Raw genomic sequence first — 22762 nt, 5'->3', positions numbered from 1 at the left:
TTACTATCCTAAAATAGTAATAGCTACTAATTGATAACTTCTATATCAATTTGTTCTAAGTTCTCTAAATCTTCAGCTTTAATAAATAGTACATCAGCTCTATAGTTCTCGTCATAGTTTCCACGCATTTCAGAACCATTTAGCTTGAAGACTCTTGAATCTCTTGAGTCATCTTGGGTTAAAGTTAAGTTTAAACTCTTGCCTCTGTACTTCATCTGTAAGTCTAAAGATTTAAATGGGTTATTAGCTGCTGTTTGAATTCTAATTCCGTCATACTCGAATCTAATACCGAATACGAAGTATAGAATTATTTTTAGGACGACGTTAGAGCTACCTGTTTGCCAATCATTCATGGATTCGCCATCAATGTTTAACTCTGGGTTGTAACCGTATGAGTTTGGCATGACAAAAGGAGTATGGGAGACTGTCTCGTGAACTGCGGTAAAAGGTAAATTCTTGACTAGTTCTTCCCAAGCCATCTTAGATTCGCCCATAGCAAATAGTGCAGCTGTTCCGAAAACGGATCCGTGAATGTAAACAGCACCATTCTCAGCTGTACCAATTGGCAGTTTAGGAATTCTACCTACACCTGGAGTACCTGGAGCGAAACCTGGCTCAAAAGTCTTGAGACCATATTTAGAGTCTAATATTTCGAAAGTATGTACCAAAACATCTCTCAACTCTGGAGTTTCTTCATATAAGCGACTAATTACCCAGAAAGCTGGAGCTGTTAGGCCATATCTTTCTACGCCATCTGGATCATTAAATCCAGCAACATAATACTCTCTGTCTTCTCCCCATCCATGTGCGATATGTTTTCTTTCGCCATTATCCAGAACAGCGTATTGCAATAGACCTTCCTTCAACTCTGCTCTAGTTTTTTGATAAAGCTTAACTTCCTCCTGGTGTACACCTAAGTGATTTAGAAGCTCTGCCATTTCTTCTAGATTCTTGTAAAGTTGTAATGAAGCCATTACGGAAACACCGTTACCATAGTCTTTGTTTGGATCTTTTGAAACACCTAGACCATCTAGGGCATCGTTCCAGTCTCCGAAGAGAGCTTTCAAACACTTGGTATCTGGATCAATGTTTGAAATTAAGAAATCCATAACTTTCAACATGTGTTGAAGTGCAGAATCCTTGTAATCGGTTTTTGCTACGATTTTTCCTCTTTCATCAATAATTTCGTAGTACGCAAGCTCTTCATCAAGAATTGAGAAATCGCCTGTGTATTTAATATAAGTTACGAATGTATCTATTACCCAGTGACCTTGGTCGATAAATGGACGTAAATCCATTATTGGATTATCCCCTTCATTTGTTGGTAGAGAATATTGTCTTGGTGCTCTACCACTAGGATCGATAAATTCAAGTGACTCAAGCATTTTAGCTCTTGCTAGTTCTGGTTCGTAGAATAGAACTGCTTCTATTGCTTGATATACGTCTCTGATTCCAATTAGTGAACCTAATGAGAGTTGGATGAATCCTTTAATACTTGCACAGAACTCAACTTGTTTTTTGAGATACTTCATGAAGTGAGTTAAGGTCTCACCATCCAATCCTTCAATTTCACTAGTGTCAAAATGTATGAGTAGGCTCTTATCATTTTCTTCACTCTCGTGGTATGCCTTCTCTACATCTTGCTCTAATTTGACAATATCAATATCTTTAAATAATGGTTTGTATGCATCATCTTCTTCGCAATGCACAATATAATCCATCTTAATATCGACTCTTACTTTTGCGTTTTGCTCTAAGTTTAGGAATGCAAGTTCACTAGCTGCTGAAGTTTCAGTAAATGCTGTAACTGTTTCATCAACATCATAAGCACCATTCTCGAAGGCTCTAGCCTTGTAAAGACTACTGTGTGCACCACCAACCAAATTATATCTTGAGCTTGATGCTATTTTTCTTTCTAAACTATAATTTTCACCACTAATACCTTGATTTAGAACTGCAAAGTTAGTTACTGATTTTGATCTACTTAAGTCTTCATTGACTTTAAATACAAATCTACCTAAGTCACCATAATCTTCGAACTCTGTTTGTCTAAACCATCTATTTTCATCATTGTCGCTGATACTGTGGTTTAGCATTGGGTTAAAGTACCATGCCAAATATATTTCTTCAGAACTTGAGTTTTTATTATCAACTTGGATTGTAAAGTTCACTTTATTATCTGCATCAACAAATACTCTAATTGTAAAATCAAAGTCATCAGTTCTACAGATATAATATGTACAGTTCACATCGAATATAGTGAATCTTTCTACATTTCCGAAGTTATTAGTTTCTATCTCTGGTACAGCAAGTAATGGTAAAACATCATATTTGTCTTCATTCTTTTTACCTGCAAAGAAAGCAATTACTGGCTCTTGTCCCTCTTTCGCTCTTAGGAAAGGTGAGAATAAACCTTCATTTGCATGCATATATCCTGATGCATATGTCCAGAAGTTGAAACCATCTCTACCATATGGGAAGCGGCTTTCACCTTCATTTCTAGGAATAGCTAACACACTATTATCGCTTAGGAAATAATTCTTACCTGGTAAAGGTTTGCTATTTTCTAAATTATCATTCTTTATTGCTTCATATGTGTCATGAAAAAATTTAATTTTCTCGTTAAAATTTGGCATAGTTATCCCCTTACTACATTTTTATTTTTTAGTATTCTAAATAAATTTGATATTAATCTGTTATCATCTCAGAAGTAATCTTTAAGAAGTCTTGCATGATGTCGCAGTTTGCAGAGGCACCTTCAACTGAATCCATTTCCGAGTAGATTCTAATTACTGGCTCTGTACCTGAGAACCTTACAAGTATCCAGCCATCGTTTTCGAAGTATACTTTCAAACCATCTTTATCTGAGACTTTCTCAATCTTTTGATTAAATTCTGGCAACTTAGATTCTGTGAATAAAACTCGTCTAATTTCTTCTTTATGTTCTTCAGTAACACGGAAGTTTCTTTCTACAGTAAATAATTGGCCAAATTTCTCATAAATCTCATCCAAAATATCGGTTAAAGATTTATTTAATAAACTTAACATCTCAATTATTAAAGCTGCAGCGTAAATACCGTCTTTACCTTTAATATGCCCTACTGTAGCTAAACCACCTGAGCTTTCGCCACCGATGATCGCTCCAGAATCTTCCATTCCTTTGGTAATATGTTTGAAACCAACTGGAACTTCTATACATTCTTGTCCATATGCTTTTGCAATTCTATCCAGAATATGAGTTGTAGAAATATTTCTAACAACTGCTGATCTCTCGCCCTTATATTCTAGGTAGTAGTAGTAAAGCAAAACTAAAATATCATTAGCATGAATATATCTTCCTTGCTCTGATATCAAGCCGATTCTATCAGCGTCTCCATCTGTTGCTACACCAAGATCATAATTACCCTTGACTACTAATTCTTTTAGTCTTTGTAAATTACCACTTGAAGGTGATGGCATATTTCCACCAAACATCATGTCATGGCTATCATTAATTGCATCTAGTCTGCATCTACAGTTGATTAGTAAAGCTTGTAGTGCAATTCTGGAAACACCATGCATTGGATCTAATAAGATTCTTAAATCTCTATTCTTAATTGCTTCAACATCTATTAAAGACATTATTCTGTCAATGTAGCTATTTAATGGATTAATAATAACTACAAGGCCTCTCTCTTTAGCCTCATCAAATCTCATGGATTTAACGTCTTCAATCTTTATGTTTGCAGTCATTTTTTCAAGTTCATCAGTAACTTCTACTGTTGCATCTTTCCCTCCGTCGAAAAAGAATTTAATACCGTTCCACTCATATGCATTATGACTTGCTGTAACTGCAATTCCGTATTCTAGGCCAAGATCACCAATAGTGAACATAGTCATCGGAGTCGGAGCTTCTTCATTTATTAAATTAACTTTAATATTGTTTGCAGCAAAGACTTCTAAAACCCAAATCGCTGCTGTTTTTGATAAAAATCTTCTGTCGTAACCGATTACGACTGATTGCTCTTCATCTTTTGAGTTTTTCCAAATATAATCGGCCATAGCTTGTGCTAATCTTGTGATATTAAATTTTGTAAATTCATCTCCAATTAACGCACGCCAGCCACCTGTACCGAATTTAACCATTGCATTCTCTCCTTAACTATCCTTGAATAAAGGCTTTAATATTTATTTAAAATGTGCGGAGCGAGATCCGCTCCGCACCGTAGTTCTTATTTAACTATTTACCTACGCTAGAGTATCTATCGTATGCCGCTTGTTTGATATCGATTAGTTCTTGAATACCTAAGTCTTGAACTTCTTTCACAAAGTTATCGTATTCAGCTATATCTCTTGTACCGATAACGAATTTCAATAGGTCTTCATCGACTTTAGTCTTAATTGCACCCATTTTTTCTTCGTATGTTGGTTTCTCATCTTGATTTAGAGGTACTGATGGGTTGAATGGGAAGAATAGATCATTATCATCATAGAAGAATAATTGTTTTCTTACACCTTCATCAGGAGTTGAAGCTGCTTCGTACTCTGGCATTTGACGCATACCGATCAATGCTTGCATACCGTTTGTTCTGATGTATGTAGTTGAACCTTCACCACCAGTAACTTTTTCTGTATAAACTGGTTTGCCATCTTTGATTTCGTAGCTTTCGCCTTCAATACCGAAGTTGAATAATAGGCTTCCTTCATCGCTGTATACGTAGTCGAACATTTCTACAATTTTATCTTTAACTGCAGCATCTGTTTTTACATTAATACCCCATGCGAAAGGTACTACTTCAGCTTGTTGACTATATGTTTTTGGCTCTTGACCAGCTTTTAATACTGGTGGATTAACAACTTGCCAGTTAGTATTTGGATCGTTTGCTTTAACTTCTTCGTTGTTGTTCATACCTGCAACATAACCTGTCCAGTAAACTGTAGCACCAGCTGTGTTGTTTAAGATATGGAAGTTATTTGTATCTTCACGTGTAACGAAGTCTTGGTCGATTAAACCTTCTTTGTACCATTTAGCCATAGTTGTAATGAATTCTTTAGCTTCTGGTAATAGTGGAGCATATTCCATCTTACCGTCTCTTGCTAGCCAGAAATCGTTATTTGGATTCAATTCAATTCCCCATGCATCTGCGAAGTTGTAGTAGTAGTTTTCCCAAGCTCTATCTAAAACTAGTGGTGTAACTGCTCCTGCACCTTCACCATTTAGATCATTTGTCTTGAATGCTGTTAGAACGTTGTACCAGTCATCAATTGTTTCTGGAACTTTAAGATCTAACTTGTCTAGCCAATCTTGTCTAATTAGGTAACCCATAGCTGTTCTAATAGCTGATTGCATTGGAATACCATATAGGGATCCATCACTAGCAGCTGTTTGTGCATAAACAACTTGGTTTTCTAATAGATGTTTGTTGATGTTAGGTGTCTTCTCTGCTGATAGATATGAATCTAGCTTGTCGAACGCTCCTAACAATCCATACTCATTAATAACATTTAGAGATGAAGCAACAACATCAGGGTATTCACCTGCTGATAAGCTTGTTGTCAAGTATTCATTAGCTTCACTTTGAACAACAGAATCAATATCGAATTTGATATTCAATTTTTCAGCTAAAGCTTTAAATGTCATTGTATCGCTATTGTAAATAGCTTCTGGTAAACGACTTGGAACAAATAATGAGATATTTACAGGCTCTGTTGTCTCTCCGCCTTGCTCACCTGAGTCGCTAGCAGCTGGTTTATCACCATCTGTAGGTTTTGGGTCGCTTTCTGTATTACATGCTACTACTCCTAGTAATAGAGAAGCAGCTAAACCAATAGATAAAAGTTTTTTGAATTTCATACTCTTCCTCCTAAATTTCTTTTATCGTTCTTATTAAAAAAATAAGCAAAATTAAATATAAATTTTTTTGACTAGTTTCGTTTACTAGTTCTTGCGTTTTAGATTATCTAACCATAGGCACGCCCTCCTAAATACTTTAACCTTTTACTGCACCTGCTAATGTTCCGTGAATAAAGTATTTTTGTAGGAATGGGTAAATAATTACGATAGGCAAACTTGTAAGAACAATTGCTGCAAACTTAATAGTTTGTGGATTCGCTTGTTCACCTCTAGACAACTGTCTTGCAGCAGCTTCATCGAATTGTGATGCACTAACAATTCTATTCAAGATAACTTGCATAGGCATTTTGTCCTCTGCCTTATTTGTGAGCAACAATGTTTCCCAGAAGAATGAGTTCCATTTTCCTACTGCGTAATACAATGCTAACGCTGCTAATACTGGTTTTGATAAAGGTAAAATTATCTTTAGCAATACTTGTAAATCATTTGCACCTTCTAATTTTGCAGATTCGTCAAGAGATTCAGGTAAGCTCTCGAAGTGAGATCTCAAAATGATTATGTAGAAAGTACCAATAACTGCATAAATCAAAATACCAAATCTAGTGTCGATCAATTTAAGATCTTTCATCAATAGGTAGAAAGGTATCATTCCACCACCGAACCACATAGTAAATACTATGAAGAGGTTGAAAAATCTTCTACCTTTAAGGTATTTCTTTGACAGTGGATAGGCCGCCAATATTGTAAATGCCAAACTCATTGCTGTTCCTACTACTGAGTAAAATACTGAGTTTAGGAATGATGAAATAATATTAGGGAATTTAACAACGACTTCATAAGCTCTTGTTGTAAATCCTACTGGTAGGAATACTACCTGATTTCGTTGTACAGCTGCTACTGAACTCAGAGATGCTGATACAACATATATTATTGGATAAAGTGATACGGCTATTACTAAAAGGACAAATATGTAACAAAATATTATGAATGCCCATTCACCTGCAGTATATTTTTCTCTTCTTTTCTTCTTCGAAAGTGTACTCATAGTTTTAATTCCTTCTACTGACATATTCTCCTCCTACCACAATGTTGTTCCATCAACTCTTCTGACAAATCTATTCGCAAAGTAAACTAAAATGAAGCCAATTACACTTTGGAAAATAGAAACTGCTTGTCCATAGCTATAGTCTCCAGGGTTTGCCATCAAAGCAATTCTATAAACGTAGGAGTTGAAAACGTCTGATGTTGAATAAATACTTGAGTTGTACAAGAGGATAATTCTCTCGTGTCCAACAGTCATGATTGAACCTAAACTCAATAGCAATTGGATAGAAATAACTGGACGTAAACTTGGTAAAGTTATATATCTCATTTGTTGGAATTTACTTGCACCATCAATAGATGCAGCTTCATATAATTCATTAGGAATTCCTGTCAAGGATGCTAAATAGATAATTGAACTAAATCCTGTACTTTGCCAGATACCTGCTGAAATATATATAGCTTTAAAATACTCTGGGTTAATTAAGAAATTAATTTTTTCTGCACCAAAGAAAGCTCTTAACATATTAATAGGACCATCTGTAGAAACGAAGTATTTAACAATACTCATAACAACAACTGATGATAAGAAATATGGCAAGTAACTTATTGTCTGACCAGATTTCTTGAATGCTTTAACCTTGATTTCGTTCAAAGCGATAGCTAACAAAATTGGTAGTGGAAAACCAAATATTAAACCATACACATTAATCATTAAAGTGTTGTAGAACAATCTACCAAAGTGTGGGTCTGCAAATAATCTACGGAAGTTTTTTAGACCGATAAATTTACCGATACCGCTGAACAGATTATAATCAAAGAACGCAATTGCATTACCGACCATTGGTATATATGCAAAAATAAGATACCAAATAAATACTGGTAAAAACATTATGTATAACCATTTATCTCTTTTGAGGAAATACATTAAGTTACGTTTCTTTAACTTAGATGTCTCAATACCAACACTTTCTGGTTTTTTAGATACTTGACCTTTCATCGTTAAACACCTTTCAAATGGATTGATTAAATCAATTACACTTATTTCATACTGTAACTTTACATTTTTCTAACTATCTTTTCTAGCCAAATTTAGTGAAAATAGCTAATTTTCGCTTTTTTCATCCTAATATACAAAGTCAATTCACTAGATATGTTGAGTTTTTTCATTTTTCAGCGGGATGTAAGTCATACCATTTCTTTTTGTTTATGCATGTCGCATAGATTTAGGCTCAATTTTTGTCTACTTTGTCATTAGTAAACTTTCTGATTCAATTTGTTCACTTAAACTTAACTTTTAATAAAGTGTTTATTGTGCTAGTTTCTCCATCTTTGCTCTATTGCTCAACTAGAAGCTCCATATTAATCAACTTCCATATTAAATCGCAGCAAAATAAAAGCGTAGCTAAATTAATAACTACGCTTCATGGTTTTTATAGAAAATTGGTATTAATTATCTTGGTCTAATACTCTTTGTGCTTCTTCTAGTTCACGTTTCTCTATTGCCTCCGCAACAAGTTGCTCATCTTCTGCAGATTCACGATTTCTAACTGAGAAGTCTATACCTGTACCCACTTCATTTGGCTCATCAACGTTAAATACGTAGTCATTGCCTGGAAGAATTGCGTTAAGTAATATTCCGATAATTGCAGCTATTGCAATACCAGGTAGGACTAGATCAACTCCAAACATTGGAATTGTTAGGCCTTCTCCACCGAATCCTAAAGCTGATACAAAGATAACACCTGCAATAATCATGTTTCTACTTAAGCTGAAGTCTACTTGGTTTTCGACTAAGTTTCTAACACCTGTACTTGCGATCATACCGTAAAGAATGATTGAAACACCACCGATAACTGCTGTAGGAATTGTACGTATAAATCCACTTACAACTGGGAAGAATGAAAGTACTATTGAGAATATTGCAGCCAATCTAATGATGCTTGGTGCATATACTTTTGTTAAAGCCATAACACCTACGTTTTCACCATATGTAGTCATGTCTGGTCCACCAATTGCTGTAGAGAATGATGTTGCCAAACCGTCTCCTAGTAATGTTCTATGTAGACCTGGTTCTTTCAAGTAGTTCTTACCTGTTGTAGCACTAATTGCTGAGATATCTCCAACGTGTTCCATCAATGTTGCTAAGGAGATAGGAATCATAACTGAAATTCCTCTCAAGTCAATTGTCATCAATCTATCTTGTGCGAATGGTAAAGCGAAAGCTTCAGCATTCTTCATACTATCGAAGTTCACTTCTTTTAATAATAAAGCGCAAATATATCCTGCGATTATTCCTAGCATAATAGGAATAACTTTGGTCATACCTTTACCCCAAATGTTGAAAATAATAACTGTTCCCATGGTTACTAGAGCTATTATCCAGTTGCTACTTGCATTACTTATTGCGGTTGGAGCTAAGCCAATTCCGATTGCAATAATAATTGGTCCGGTAACAATTGGCGGGAAAAATCTCATAATGTTTTGGACTCCAAAAAGCTTAATTAAATAAGCAATTGCAATAAATAAAAGTCCACTAATGAAAATACCACCATTAGCGCTACGTAAGCCTTCTACGTTAGGCATACCATCAGCACCTAGCGGAGCTAAAATAGCGTATCCACCCAAGAATGCAAATGAAGAGCCTAAAAAAGCCGGTACCTTACCACCTGTTGCCAAATGAAATAATAGTGTACCGGCTCCTGCCATAAATAATGTTGTTGAAATATCTAACCCTGTCAATATCGGAACTAAAACTGTTGCCCCAAACATTGCAAATAAATGTTGTAATCCTAAAAGAACTTGTTTTCCTTTGGATATTTGACTTGCATCCCAAATAGGATCTTGCCCAACGCGTATGCGCTTATTCTCTTTCTCCATGAGAACCCTCCTTAATTTTGCTTAAACGGCTTCATTATGCAGGAGGTTTTTTCTTTTGTCAATAGTTTTATTTATAATTTGTGTCAAGTGCAAAGTGCAATAAACTGAATACTACATCCACAATTTAATTTTATTAATTAAATTCCTTATTTTTTGAATCCCAAAGCAACTTTAGCATAATCGCTCATACTATCAATGGTCCATTTAGGCTCAAAAACTATATCAGCAGCAACATTATTAACTTCAGGAACTTTTTCAATTTCTGAAACTATATTTTTAATAAGCATACTTGCCATCGGACAAGCTGGTGTGGTCAACGTCATTACAACTATTACATTATTATTCAAGTCTCCCAAAATGTTATAAATAAGTCCTAAGTTATATACATCCATTGATATCTCTGGATCTTCAACAGTTTTGAGCTGTTCAACAATTTCATTATATAAATTCTCATTGAAATCTTTTAAATTTCTATATGACTCTCTATTCTCAACTTTTGCCAAAAATTCCATACTTTATTCATCCTTTCCTATCTATATGGACTACCATCTGCATTTGTCCAAAGTACAATTTCACCTTTTTCTAAACTCTCTTGTACTCTTATAATCCTTTGATTGCTACTACCTCTAAATTGCAATGTTAAATCTAATAAATCAATCTGGAAACGTCCGTCAACTAAAACATCTACTAAGCTAAGCAATTCCAATTTATCATCGCTTTCTTGCATAAATTCTTCCCATGTATATCCTGACCAGCACCAAATATCTTTTGTGTTTCCGAAACGTTCTCTAAAAGCATGACAAAGAGGCAGAAGTGTATTGGTATTTAGCATTGGCTCCCCACCCAACAATGTCAATCCTTGACAAAAATCAGCTGCAACATCATTTAAAATTCTGTCCTGCAATTCTTGTGTATAAGGAAATCCATATTTGAAATTCTGAACTATTAGGTTATAGCACTCTGGGCAAGCAAATAAACAACCACTGACATACAAAGAACATCTAACACCTTCGCCATCAACAAAATTATACGGCTTATAATCTGCAACATTACCTCTTGACCAATCTTTCGCTAACCACTCTTTAGGTTTTGGACTTCTGGGTGATCTTTTCTTTTTTTCTTCCATTTATTCCTCTACAAACAATTGTTTAATAAACTTACATTTAAATCTTGTTTTTAATTTTCTTCAGCAAAAATTTTATCATTCTCAACCAATGAATTTTCGACATACCATTTGCCCTCTGCTTCCAGTTTAGCTTTTAAAATTTCGCCATCATCTACAAAAGTTCTGTTAAAGGCATCAGCAGGAATATGTTTAACTCTAGATTTAATTTCCTCATGTCTACCATGAACCATTGGTCGTTGCTGAGGGTTACCTAAATATCCACAAGTCCTTTTTACAACATCGCAAGTTGCTGGATTTGTATTTTTGCACTGTGGACATTCAAAACCTTTTTTTGTTGGCTTAAACTCACCATCAAAACCACATTCATAGCAATGATCTATAGGTGTATTAGTACCTAAATAAGCTACTTTATCGTAGGCATAATCCCAAACAGCTTCCAGAGCTTTAGGATTTTGTCGCATATTAGGGTATTCGCAGTAATGAATAAAACCACCTGAAACGTATTTAGGGTAATCTTTCTCAAAATCTATCTTTTCAAAAGGAGTAGGTGATTTTCTAACATCATAGTGAAATGAGTTTGTATAGTAATCTTTATCTGTAATATCAGGTATAGAGCCAAACTCTTTTTTATCCAATTTACAAAAACGGTCTGTCAAGCTCTCTGATGGTGTGCTGTAAACACTAAAGTGATAGTCATACTTTTGAGAAAGTTCTTCTGCTTTTCGTTTCAAGGCTTTAACAATTTCTAAAGTAAAATCTTTTGCCTCTTGGTTTTGTTCCCAAGTGTTTCCATAAAAAGCAGTAGCAACTTCATATAATCCTATATAACCCATAGATACTGTAGCTCGGCGCTTGATAAACAATTGGTCAACATTAGCACCGGCTTGAAGTCTTTTTCCAAAAGCCCCATACATATACAAAATAGGTGCATTTTCTGGCAAAGCTTCTTTTACTCTCTTGATTCTATATAGTAATGCATCTGCTTGAATCTCCAAACGTTCAAAGAAAATTTCCCAAAACTTTTTCTGCATATTTTCAACAGTATCCGGATTTTTACTTGCTTCAATTGCAATTCTAGGTAAATTTAAAGTTACAACTCCAAGATTCATTCTACCATTATTAACTTCGTTTCCTTCTTCATCCCACCAACCTTGTAAAAATGAACGACATCCCATAGGTGCCTTGAAACTTCCTGTCAATTCAATCAATTTATCATACATCAATACATCAGGATACATTCTCTGTGTTGAACATTTAAGCGCAAGTTGCTTAATGTCATAATTTGGATCTTCTGGTTTTAGATTTACACCCTTTTTGATGGAAAAAATCAATTTTGGAAAAATCGCTGTCCTGTGCTCTTTACCAATTCCTTTAATTCTAACCTGTAAGATTGCTTTTTGAATTTCTCTTTCAATCCAGCTTGTACCCAGACCAAAACCTAATGTAGTGAATGGAGTTTGACCTTGTGAAGTATAAAGGGTATTAATTTCATACTCCAAGCTTTGCATGGCATCATAAATATCCTTAATAGTTTTGGCTTTAGCATATTCAATCTGCTTCGTTTCTGATTCTATCCATTCTCTTGCAGTTTCTAAATTTTTTTCATAATTAATTTCTGCATATGGTGCCAATAATTCATCTACTCTATCTGCCGTAGTTCCACCATATTGACTACTTGCCACATTAGCTATGATTTGAGCCATCTGTGCAGTTGCTGTCTGGATGGATTTTGGAGATTCAACCTCCGCATTTCCTATCTTAAACCCATTACTCAACATACCTTTAAAATCTATTAAGCAACAATTAGTCATAGGAGTATATGGGTTGTAGTCTAAATCGTGCACATGGATTTGACCTTTTTGATGGGCATTCGCAACATGGGGAGGAAGCATTTTTAGTCCTATAGACTTCGCGACAATACCTGCTGTTAAATCTCTCTGTGTATTAAATACATTACTATCTTTATTGGCATTTTCATTTACAACTGAAGATTTCTTCTGGAGTAAATCTTTGATTCTGTAATTAATGTTTGTCGAATTTTGTCGAGCAATATCTCTTTGAACTCTATAATTTATATAAAGTTCAGCAATATCAGTAAAATCATTATCTATGAGTGTTTTCTCTACTATACTTTGAATTTCATAAATTTTAATATCAGTAGTAAATCTGTCTAGAATTTCGCTACATATTTTTACCATAAGTAAATTGTAAACATCCGTATCTATATACCCATCACCAGCAGCTTGTTTAACAGCTTTTAAGATAGCTGACTGAATTTTATCCACATCAAATTTTACAGTTCTACCATCTCTTTTTATAACTTTTAAGTTTGATATTTTCTCTAGCATATCTTTACCTAAAATCATTTTTAAATTTTTCGAATCCACAATTTTTACCATTTTTTATCTCCTTTATTCCTGATTTCCTATATATTTTGTAACATCCTCAACTGACTCAAGAACTCCTCTAAAAGCTCCTGCATCGTCAATTAATGCTTTATATGTTATAAAGATAGTTTTACCTTCCTGATTTTCATACCACATCTCTTCTTTATCTTTAATGCCATTCTCAAATTGTTCAAACAAAAGTTTCACTCTTGGCCATAATTTTGGTGGATGGCAATATTCTATATTTCTACCAATTTGTGCATTTGTGCGTTTAAATATCATCTTATCCAGAGTCTCCTGGCAATTAAAATAGCGAAATACCCTATTAGTATCCACAAATGTCAATTCCGCCGGCAAGGCTAAAAGCAATGCATCTACTTCTGTCAAACTTAACTTGCCTATTTCCATTTGCAAATCTGGTACTTTTATAACTTTTTCCTGCCATTTTCCACTAAAAACTCCAGCCGTAAAATCTACTTCCAAATTTTTTTCGCGCGTTAATTTATTTTCAGGTAAAAATTCTGATGCAGATTTAATTACAGGTTTTTTAATAGAGTTATCCTCCTCTAAACTAATCTCACGTTTAGATGGTTTTTCTAAATTATTATATTTATCTATAGGCAAAATCAGCAAAATCATCCCAAGAAAATCTTTTTCCTCGGTATAGATACTTTGCAGAATTAAGTTGTAATTTTTCTGCCTATAACAAATCCTAAACTCTTCTTTTTCTCCTTCTTTATTTCTAACTCTTAGTAAATTGCTATTACTAATTCTATTTTTATAGATGCTTGAACTAAGCAAATTCTCTATTGAACTACCAATATCATTTTTTGAGAAAAATACACTTTCCTGATTAATATATTTAAGGCACAAATCCTGATCATATAGAGCAACTATGTAATCTAAATTCTGCAGAATAACTCTTGCTTCATCTAGGCTCATATTACCGCCTCTAAATCTTCTACTAGCAGATTCCGTCAACAAATTTTTAGATTCTTTAGCCTCATATGTTATCGTTATATAAGCATTATCAAGTTCTATTCTTCTTGTTTCAATTAACTTATCTTCTGCCCTTCCGTCGATTCTATCTTTTGGACCTTGCATACTTTGTGTAGCCTCTATATCAAATTTATGTTTAGACTTTTTGTCATCGTCATCCGATTTTTCTGGTTTAATAATGGCGTAACCATAGGCATAACTTTCTTCTTTAATCTCTTCCCAATCTTCTGGTTTTAATGTTTCGAGAAGCAAATTTAACAATATAGCTTCTTCCTTGAAAATCATTTCATTAAGTTCCTCTTTAAATATATGATATGAATTTTCTAAAATCTTTAAATCTATTTCCGGTAGCTTATCCACATTTAATTTAAATTCATTAAATAGCTCCAAAATCATATCATCCTTAGCCCACATAACTTTAGGTGGGGCATAATGACCATATTTCTCAAGGAAAGGGAAAAACACTTTTTCTTTGCGTTCGTAATGCTTACTTACCTCTCCTAACATTGAAACCTGACGTTCAAGACCAGATATCATCTCCTGATTAATGCTATTTGGATTAGATATTAAGTAGTTAATAATATTATCAACACGCAAAATAGTCTTTCTCAGAGCTATATTCTCTTGTTTAAAAATATGTACAGGGTGGTCTTTGTTATCAATCCCAAATACATCAAGGGTTTCGACCTTATTCTGAAACAATCTGGAATGCACATTACATAATTTAAGTACATCTTCAAAGCTTAAGTCATTATTTGGGTCATTAATAATTTCTTGTTCCATTAAACTAATTTCTATCGCGTTCACATTAGAAAAATGTTTCTCAAATTCTTCCTGAACGCTTTCTTGACTTGCGCCTAAATGTAGTTTTTCAAGTATATTTTTCAATACTTCTATTCTCTCCGAATTATTATTGACCACTTTCCATTACCTCGTATCCATTGCACTCCAATGTACTAACTAATTTATTTTTTGATATACCTGTAATCCTTAATCCCTTGTTTAGACTAACTTTACTCCCAACAGTCATTCTCATAAATTTATTTTTCAATGGGGTAAATCCAAGCTCAACTAATAAATCTAAAACTTCTGGATTTTCCTCTATAACTTGGTTCACCGGCATATCTAAATCTATCTGATTATTAATATTCATTGAATCACCCTCTATAAAAAGCAATTAAACATTGGCGTTATTATTTAGCGTAATTTTTATGTTTTTGAGAAAAGAAAAGACAAATTGAACTAAATATAAAAATATTCAGCAAAGATAATAGAGCAATAAAAAAGCCACGCCAAAAGCGTAGCCCGTATTTACAGCTTATATATTCTCCAGCAAGTTGCAAATTGTCCGTTGCATTTCTCACTAACAAAAGATTAAGTGGATATTCTGGCTAATAACTACATCAATTCTTGTTAAATTGATACGCATTATCCCCTTCCCGGCATCTAGCCAGTGGTATAGACTCTGCTCATTAATCACAGCGGCGGTTCCGCAGAAGACTCAAACTTCTTTCCCCATTAAGTTTCGCAACGCTTAATCTTGATATTCAATTTTTATTAAAATCATCATAGCAGAGAAATAATTTTTAGTAAATATATAGAAATAAAAAATATCAACTAAATATGTTCCCACCAAAACATTTTCATTTTACGCTGACGATTTTCGTTAACAGTTTATCAGCAACCACTCCAGTCTAAAACTCTCCAAAAATAATAGGTGTTTTATCTTAATGTGAACAAATTTTTATCATGATTATAGTATATGCATTTCGCACCTATTTAGCTCTATTCTCCAGCTCATTTTCATTTCAAATTCTCATTACAATAACATGATAAACTTTTTTATCCTCTGCCATTTCATAATATGCTGACTTAGGAGTTTCTGTTACTACATATAGATAATTACCTTCGTCATTATCATTTCTATATATTTCATCTCCTTGGGCAAAACCATGTCCTTGCATGTCCTTTACTGGAATATCATCCATAACATCCTGCACTGTTCCTATTTTTTGATAACCTTGTTCCTGAAGTAGCATATTTATATCTACTTTACCACCTTCTGTATTACTCACATCATCTGGTAAATCAATCGCTTCGGAAATGTTAGTATAAATTTCATTATCTACCTTTAAATAATAAAATACTAAGCTGCCTCTCTTATAACCTGTAGGGGTGGGTAGTTCATCATAGCTATCAGATTCAGCAACATCATTATTAATGCTTGAATTCTCAGGATTTAAACTTTCACCTATATGATGTTGCTCATTGCAAGATACAATAAATAAACAACAGATAATTAAAACTATTGAACTTGTTAAAAATCTTCTATTCATAAGCTAATCTCCAAAGATATTAGATAAACTTGTTTTCCTTCAAGACTCTAGAATAAAATAAAGTCAATTTTAAAATATATATAAATTTTTGAACACTTTTCTATGGTTAGTTTTATTTTACCACAAGACATTTTAAAATTAAATTATAGAGATATAAAGTATAAAAAAACTCCCAGGTCTTTCGACCTAGGAGTTTATTAGTATTCTATATTTGTGAAGCCTTATAGCTTATATAACAGATTATTTTATTGAAGCTTCGTAAATACCTTCAATTGTTTCTGCCATGTGTGCATTAAATTCTTCATCTGTTTGATCAGCTGTTAGACCTGCTGCGAATGTACGTGAGAATGAAGCGATTAAGCCTTCGTTTTGAGCCAATTTTTCGTTAGCTGTATCTGCATCGTAACCACCTGACAAGCAAACTACACGAACTACGTCAGGTTTTTGTGTTAATTCTTTGTATAGGTTAACTTCTGTTGGGATTGTTAACTTGAACATAATTGGTGTTCCAGCTTCCCAGTTATTTTCTAGGTTCTTGTAGATTTCTTGTAGCATGAACTCTTCAATCTTAGCTTTGTCTTCTGCTTGGATTGATACTTCTGGTTCTAGCATTGGTACTAAACCGTGAGCTGCTACTTGTTTACCAACTTCGAATTGTTGTTTTACAGCTTCTGCTATACCTTCTTCGTTATATTCTTTAATGAATGAACGCTCTTTTGTACCGAATACACCTTTAGATTTTGCTCTTGCTAGTAGTTCATCTAGACCTGGGTTTGGTTTCATTAATTGAACACCGTTCTCTAAGTCAGCTAAACCTTTATCAATTTTTACGAAAGGAATTACACCCTTGTCCCATAGGTATGTTGGTGTTTCTTTACCTTCGATATCTCTATCCATTGTTTGTTCGAATAAGATAGCACCTAATACTTTTTCTGATGTGAATGAAGGGCTTGTGATAATTCTTGTACGCATTTCGTGTACTAAGTCAAACATTTCCTCTTCTGTACTATATTGGTCTTCTGAAATACCATATGCTGCTAATGCTTTAGGAGTTGAACCACCACTTTGGTCTAAAGCTGCGATAAAACCTTTACCATTAGTCATACGATCTAACATTTCTTTGTTAATTTCTTTGCTCATATGAAATCTCCTTCTTTTAATTTTTATTTGTTAAGTCATTTTCTAACAGCTATATTCTACCATAAAATTTTTTCTTTTAAAGCCTAATAGTATATCTTTATTGATTTTATAAAGGTTGTTATGCATTTTTATTTGATTTATCTTGAGTTTTGATACATTAATTAAATTTTATTTACAGATTAGTAATCTTAAGCATCTCTTCGAAGCAGATTTTAAATGTTGTATACAAGCTAGTTAAGCTGCAACTAATGAAATTTCAAAATATTAAGCAAAAAATTAAAAGTGGATAATACACTTTTAATACGGTATTTCTACATAGACAAAGATTTTTGCTTAACTTATTATGAAACATACTAACCTCATACAAATACCCCGTAAAAGAAGCTACCCCCTGTAGCTTCTTTTCGTTTATGTGCGTATTGTTTTTACAAGCCAGATTTCAAATAATTGTTTTGTAAAGATAATTCGCATAAAATCAAGAAGGCGATCCCATAACGGAATCGCCTTCCTATCTTATACATAATTAACTCTTCTTGATTTTATCAACACTCTTTTTGGTCTTGTCGGCTGATCTCTCTATGCTTGAGATATGTTTCTCTAATCGACTTATGTTAGATTTTAACTCAGTTAATTTAGGATCTAAATTTCCTTGAACAGCATCTAAGTTCATTTTAACTTTTTCCGCTGAGGCTTCTACTTCTTGCATTATTTCTTTGAATTTATCTAAATTATCAGATATCTTACCCATATTCTCTTTGGATGTTCTTCCTGCCATAATTAATTCTCCTTGTTTAAACTTTTACCACTCAGAAATTCAGACTACTCACTAATATTGTCCAGCTTCTAACATTTCTCTGATCTGTTGTTCATATAATTTAGCATAATATCCGCCTTGAAGCAGTAATTCATCATGTTTACCTTGCTCTGCTATTCCCTGTTCAGCTATGTAGAAAATTTTGTCCGCATTTCTAATAGTCGAAAGTCTATGCGCAATACTAAATGTAGTTCTACCTTTGGTCAGCTCTTCTAGTCCAAGTTGTAAAGCCTTCTCTGTCTGTGTATCAATAGATGATGTTGCCTCATCTAAAATTATCAGGGCTGGATCAGCCAGAAGCACTCTAGCAATACTTATCAATTGCTTCTCACCAGCAGAAACACCAGAACCTCTCTCTTGAATCTCTGTATTATATCCATCTGCCTGTTTCATAATGAACTCATGAGCGTGGACAGCTTTTGCCGCTGCTATGACCTCTTCATCAGTTGCATCTAGTCTACCATAACGAATGTTTTCCATAATTGTTGTCGGCCACAAATATGGGTCTTGCATCATGATTCCTAATTGAGAGCGTAATGAGTCTATAGTTACTTTCTCCACATTATTACCATCAAGCAAGACTTCTCCAGAGTCTACATCGTAGAATCTTGAGATTAGATTAACTATTGTGGATTTACCTGCACCTGTAGGACCAACTAGAGCAACGCTTTCACCAGGATTGACTTTGAAGCTTACATTTTTAAGAACTGGCTTGTCATCCTCGTATGAGAAACTAACATTACGGAACTCTACTTCACCTTTGACCTTAGGCATTTCATAGGCATCCTCTGCATCCTCTATTATTAGCGGCTCATCTAAGAATTCAAAAATTCTCTCTATATACGAGGCACCATCAAGTATTTGGTTATAGTAGTTTGCCAAGTTCGAAATTGGTCCCCAGAAGAAACCAACATAACCAACGAAAGCTATTATTGTACCAATCTCTAATGGAGCTCCATTTGCTTGACGTACCCAAAATACGGCGGCTGCATAAAGAAAGACTGTAGTGAAGTTTGCAATAGCTTCTACCACTGGCATCATTGAGAAGTTAATAATATTAACATCCATAAAAGATTTTCTAACTTGGTTACCTAGCCCATGGTAAATTTGTCTGTTAACACCTTCTCTACCAAAGAGTTGTGTAATCTTCATACCTTGTACTGATTCTTGGTTGTAGGCATTAATGTTTGAGACCTTATTGTTACGTATCTGTTGAGATCTTCTCTGATACTTCTTGATAATTGCTAGATAGATTACCAACAAAGGAACACCTAGCATTGCATATAGAGTTAGTTGCACATCAACAAGGAACATATAAATAAGAATGATTATTAATGAACTTAACTCTACGATAACGTTTACCAGAACATTACTAATTAAATCACTAACAGTATTAACATAGTTAACAACTCTGGTTGAAATTTTACCATGTGGTCTGCTATCAAAATATGTAAATGGTAGTTCTTGTAGTCTATAGTACATATCGTATCTAATGTCAGTGATCATTTCTTGACCGGTGTAGCTTAGGGCTTTTATCCTATAACGACTACACCAGGCAACAATTATCAATGTAGCTAGATATATGCCTGATAAAGTATATAGATATGCATAGTCTTTGTTAGGTATAGCAACGTCCAGCGCTTTTTGGAAGATCATTGGGCTCAATAATCCTATAGCCTGTGAAATAATCATTACAATAGCAATGCGAGCTAATCTAAGTTTGTAAGGGTCAACATATTTGAAAACTCTCTTTACCTGATCCCAGTTAAAGGGGGTCTCCAGAATTTCATCTTGGTCAAATCTATTTCTACTAGCCATTATTTGCACCCCTTGTCTCTAATTCTTTTTCTGCTTCATGTTTGTCAATAATAACTCCCAAAGCGTCTTTGCTATCTCCAATTTGGGTGTCATAAATCTCTTTATAAATACCATCTAAATCTAGAAGTTGCTCATGAGTACCACGCTCTACAATACGACCATTCTTCATTACAAATATTTGGTCTGCATTTCTGATGGAGCTGATTCTTTGGGCAATCATGAATACTGTCTTGTCTCTCATAGACTCTTTTAAGTTTCTTCTAATTGCTGCGTCTGTGTTCATATCAACAGCTGAAGTTGTATCATCAAGAATCAGAATATCTGGATCACCTGCAAGAGCACGAGCCAAAGAAATTCTCTGGCGCTGACCACCTGACAAACCAACACCTTCTTCACCGATAATAGTGTCATAACCTTCATCCATTTTGAGGATAAAGTCATGTGCCACAGCTAATCTCGCCGCTTCATAAACTTCTTCTGTACTCATCAATGGATCACTAAACGCAATGTTACTTTCGACAGTATCACTAAACAAGAATACGTCTTGGGTAACTACGTGGATGGATCTTCTTACCGCTTCTAGTGGGTAAGTTCTCAAATCTCGCCCATCTATTAGAATTCTACCTTCGCTCGGATCTGCTAAACGTGAAATTAGCTCGATTAAAGTAGTTTTACCAGAACCTGTTTCACCAATAATTCCTATAGTCTGACCTGGCAAAGCTGTGAAGTTAATATCATGTAGTGCAGGTACCTTTTGTCCATATGAAATATAGTCATATGAGACATGGTCGAATTGAACTTCACCTTCTAGCCTAATTCTTGGTATGTGATTATCTTCAACATATGATGTAACTAAGTCGTCAATCTTGGTTTTTGAATTTTTGAGCATTGATTTTGTAGTATAAGATTCTAATGGGAATGGCTTGTCAGGGACATAACCTCTTTTTACTATGTTTTGGTTAATCTTCTTCAATGCTTCTGAATCTTCAGATAGTAATGATCGTGAAACAACCTTTTCCTCTAACAAAGAATTTGGGTTCTGAATTGTTTTAATTTCTTTGTCCACATCTAGTTCTGATTCTTCCAGAACTTTGCTATAGACAGGACTCTCTAGACTTGCTTGCACCAATTTCTCATCAGTTTTTTGTGGATCTTCGGTCAATTCAGCCTCCGCTGGTGAAGCTATCTTGGTCTTGGTAGTAAATAACTCAATTATCTTATTAGCAGATGATGCATAGTGTTGTAAGTCATCTATTAAATAACCTAGCATTCTCATTGGGAAAATTAACATCCATAAAGAGTTGTTAAATAAGACTAAGTCACCAACTGTCATGTTACCTTCTATAACTAGCATTCCACCAAACAAAATCAAGGCAACATACATTAAGCTAGAAAGACCATCTATTAGTGGTATATATCTAGCTCTAATATCAGCAGCGTCTTTGTTAAGCTCGCTAAATCTAAGGTTCTCTACTTGGAATCTATCTACTTCGTAATCATGGCGCACAAAGGCTCTAGTTGTCCTATTACCGTTAATGTTTTGTTGAACTACTGAGTTAAGTTTCTCAAATTGTTGCCTAATATTTCTCCAGGCTGGTTTGATTTTGTTGAGTAAAGCTACAGATGTAATTAGTAATATAGGAGCAACTGCAGACGTAATTAAAGCTAATCTCCACTCAATGAAGAACAGATATACCAAGGCTGTGACAAATATCATTGCTGTCTCGATTGTTGAAAATCCTGACCAAGCCAAAAAGTGGCGTACCATTTCAAGGTCACCTGTCAATCTTGCCATAATTCTACCTGTTGGCGTCTTGGAGTAGTAGTCCTGGTCTAGTTTTTGTAAATGTTGGTAAAAAGCATCTCTAGCTCGCATTATTGCATGTTGAGAAATATATTCATACAACAATCTTTTGATGAACATTATAATTCCTCGAATTACTGGAACTAAGAAAATAACACTCACGTACCACCAGAAATTGCTTAGATCACCAGCAACGAAAACTTCATCGACTAATTTCGATGTGAAGTATGAAGGAATAATTCCCATAATAGAAGAGATAATTATAGTTACAAATGCAAAAAATACCTCTAACCTAGTCTCTCTAGTCAGCGCCGCTGCCCAAGCATATGGTCTATTGCTAAAAACCCAAGCATCTCTTGGACTTAACGGATCAAAATTCTTTAAGCTTTTACTATATCTATTCATTATTTCCCCCAAAGCATAGAGCCTTTAGTAATATCAAGCTAGTGTATTCATGTAGAAAATTTAATGGACCCTCTGCCTCTCCACTAAGTCTCACTTACATGAATCGTTTACATATTATTGTACCTAGATTAAATAATATTTCTGCACTTTTTTAGTTTTTTAAGAAAGAAATTTTATAT

At 34.3% G+C, this 22762-nt stretch carries 16 protein-coding genes and 1 riboswitch; all 16 genes read right to left on the bottom strand.

Features of this window, described 5'->3' with window-relative positions; all coding sequences use genetic code 11:
- Positions 1-26 precede the first annotated feature (26 nt).
- The 16 genes from C5Q98_RS07210 to C5Q98_RS07135 all read right to left on the bottom strand — a co-directional run bounded on the left by C5Q98_RS07210 (position 27) and on the right by C5Q98_RS07135 (position 22583).
- A complete protein-coding gene (locus C5Q98_RS07210) occupies positions 27-2636 on the bottom strand; it encodes a GH36-type glycosyl hydrolase domain-containing protein (protein WP_106012956.1) in 2610 nt (869 codons plus the stop codon).
- A gap of 52 nt (positions 2637-2688) precedes the next feature.
- On the bottom strand, positions 2689-4125 hold the full coding sequence (locus C5Q98_RS07205) for a phosphohexomutase domain-containing protein (protein ID WP_106012955.1): 1437 nt from the start codon (positions 4123-4125) through the stop codon (positions 2689-2691).
- Positions 4126-4219: 94 nt separating this feature from the next.
- Positions 4220-5833: a type 2 periplasmic-binding domain-containing protein gene (locus C5Q98_RS07200; protein ID WP_106012954.1), complete on the bottom strand. Its 1614-nt coding sequence runs from the start codon at positions 5831-5833 to the stop codon at positions 4220-4222.
- Between the two features lie 136 nt (positions 5834-5969).
- The gene (locus C5Q98_RS07195; RefSeq protein WP_106012953.1) at positions 5970-6902 is read right to left on the bottom strand and encodes a carbohydrate ABC transporter permease; all 933 of its coding nucleotides are present in this window, start codon (positions 6900-6902) and stop codon (positions 5970-5972) included.
- Between the two features lie 9 nt (positions 6903-6911).
- Positions 6912-7874: an ABC transporter permease gene (locus C5Q98_RS07190; RefSeq protein WP_106012952.1), complete on the bottom strand. Its 963-nt coding sequence runs from the start codon at positions 7872-7874 to the stop codon at positions 6912-6914.
- A gap of 449 nt (positions 7875-8323) precedes the next feature.
- Complete coding sequence (locus C5Q98_RS07185; RefSeq protein ID WP_106012951.1) at positions 8324-9754, bottom strand: uracil-xanthine permease family protein; 1431 nt, start codon at positions 9752-9754, stop codon at positions 8324-8326.
- A gap of 146 nt (positions 9755-9900) precedes the next feature.
- Positions 9901-10266, bottom strand: a complete 366-nt coding sequence (locus C5Q98_RS07180; protein WP_106012950.1) for a metal-sulfur cluster assembly factor — start codon at positions 10264-10266, stop codon at positions 9901-9903.
- 17 nt (positions 10267-10283) lie between these two features.
- Positions 10284-10880 carry an anaerobic ribonucleoside-triphosphate reductase activating protein gene (gene nrdG, locus C5Q98_RS07175; protein ID WP_106012949.1) on the bottom strand — a complete coding sequence of 199 codons (597 nt, stop codon included), beginning with the start codon at positions 10878-10880 and terminating at the stop codon, positions 10284-10286.
- A gap of 50 nt (positions 10881-10930) precedes the next feature.
- Entirely contained in the window at positions 10931-13279 is a 2349-nt protein-coding gene (nrdD, locus tag C5Q98_RS07170) for an anaerobic ribonucleoside-triphosphate reductase (protein WP_106012948.1), read from the bottom strand.
- Between the two features lie 12 nt (positions 13280-13291).
- Entirely contained in the window at positions 13292-15187 is a 1896-nt protein-coding gene (locus C5Q98_RS07165; RefSeq protein ID WP_106012947.1) for a DUF438 domain-containing protein, read from the bottom strand.
- Positions 15177-15419 (bottom strand): DUF1858 domain-containing protein, encoded by a 243-nt coding sequence (locus C5Q98_RS07160; RefSeq protein WP_242967374.1) that lies wholly within the window; start codon positions 15417-15419, stop codon positions 15177-15179. The genes C5Q98_RS07165 and C5Q98_RS07160 overlap by 11 nt, the downstream gene beginning before the upstream one ends.
- Positions 15420-15626: 207 nt before the next feature.
- A riboswitch (cobalamin riboswitch) is annotated at positions 15627-15819 on the bottom strand.
- Between the two features lie 255 nt (positions 15820-16074).
- A complete protein-coding gene (locus C5Q98_RS07155) occupies positions 16075-16602 on the bottom strand; it encodes a hypothetical protein (protein WP_106012946.1) in 528 nt (175 codons plus the stop codon).
- Between the two features lie 240 nt (positions 16603-16842).
- Complete coding sequence (locus C5Q98_RS07150; RefSeq protein ID WP_106013104.1) at positions 16843-17730, bottom strand: fructose bisphosphate aldolase; 888 nt, start codon at positions 17728-17730, stop codon at positions 16843-16845.
- Between the two features lie 535 nt (positions 17731-18265).
- Positions 18266-18517 (bottom strand): hypothetical protein, encoded by a 252-nt coding sequence (locus C5Q98_RS07145; RefSeq protein ID WP_106012945.1) that lies wholly within the window; start codon positions 18515-18517, stop codon positions 18266-18268.
- Positions 18518-18568: 51 nt separating this feature from the next.
- Positions 18569-20374: an ABC transporter ATP-binding protein gene (locus tag C5Q98_RS07140; RefSeq protein WP_106012944.1), complete on the bottom strand. Its 1806-nt coding sequence runs from the start codon at positions 20372-20374 to the stop codon at positions 18569-18571.
- Positions 20367-22583 carry an ABC transporter ATP-binding protein gene (locus tag C5Q98_RS07135; protein ID WP_106012943.1) on the bottom strand — a complete coding sequence of 739 codons (2217 nt, stop codon included), beginning with the start codon at positions 22581-22583 and terminating at the stop codon, positions 20367-20369. The genes C5Q98_RS07140 and C5Q98_RS07135 overlap by 8 nt, the downstream gene beginning before the upstream one ends.
- Positions 22584-22762 lie beyond the last annotated feature (179 nt).

The sequence above is a fragment of the Fastidiosipila sanguinis genome (assembly GCF_002998295.1).
GTDB classification, from domain to species: Bacteria; Bacillota; Clostridia; order Saccharofermentanales; family Fastidiosipilaceae; genus Fastidiosipila; species Fastidiosipila sanguinis.
Note: the sequence above shows the minus strand (reverse complement) of the source record. Positions and strands in the feature narration are given on the sequence as shown.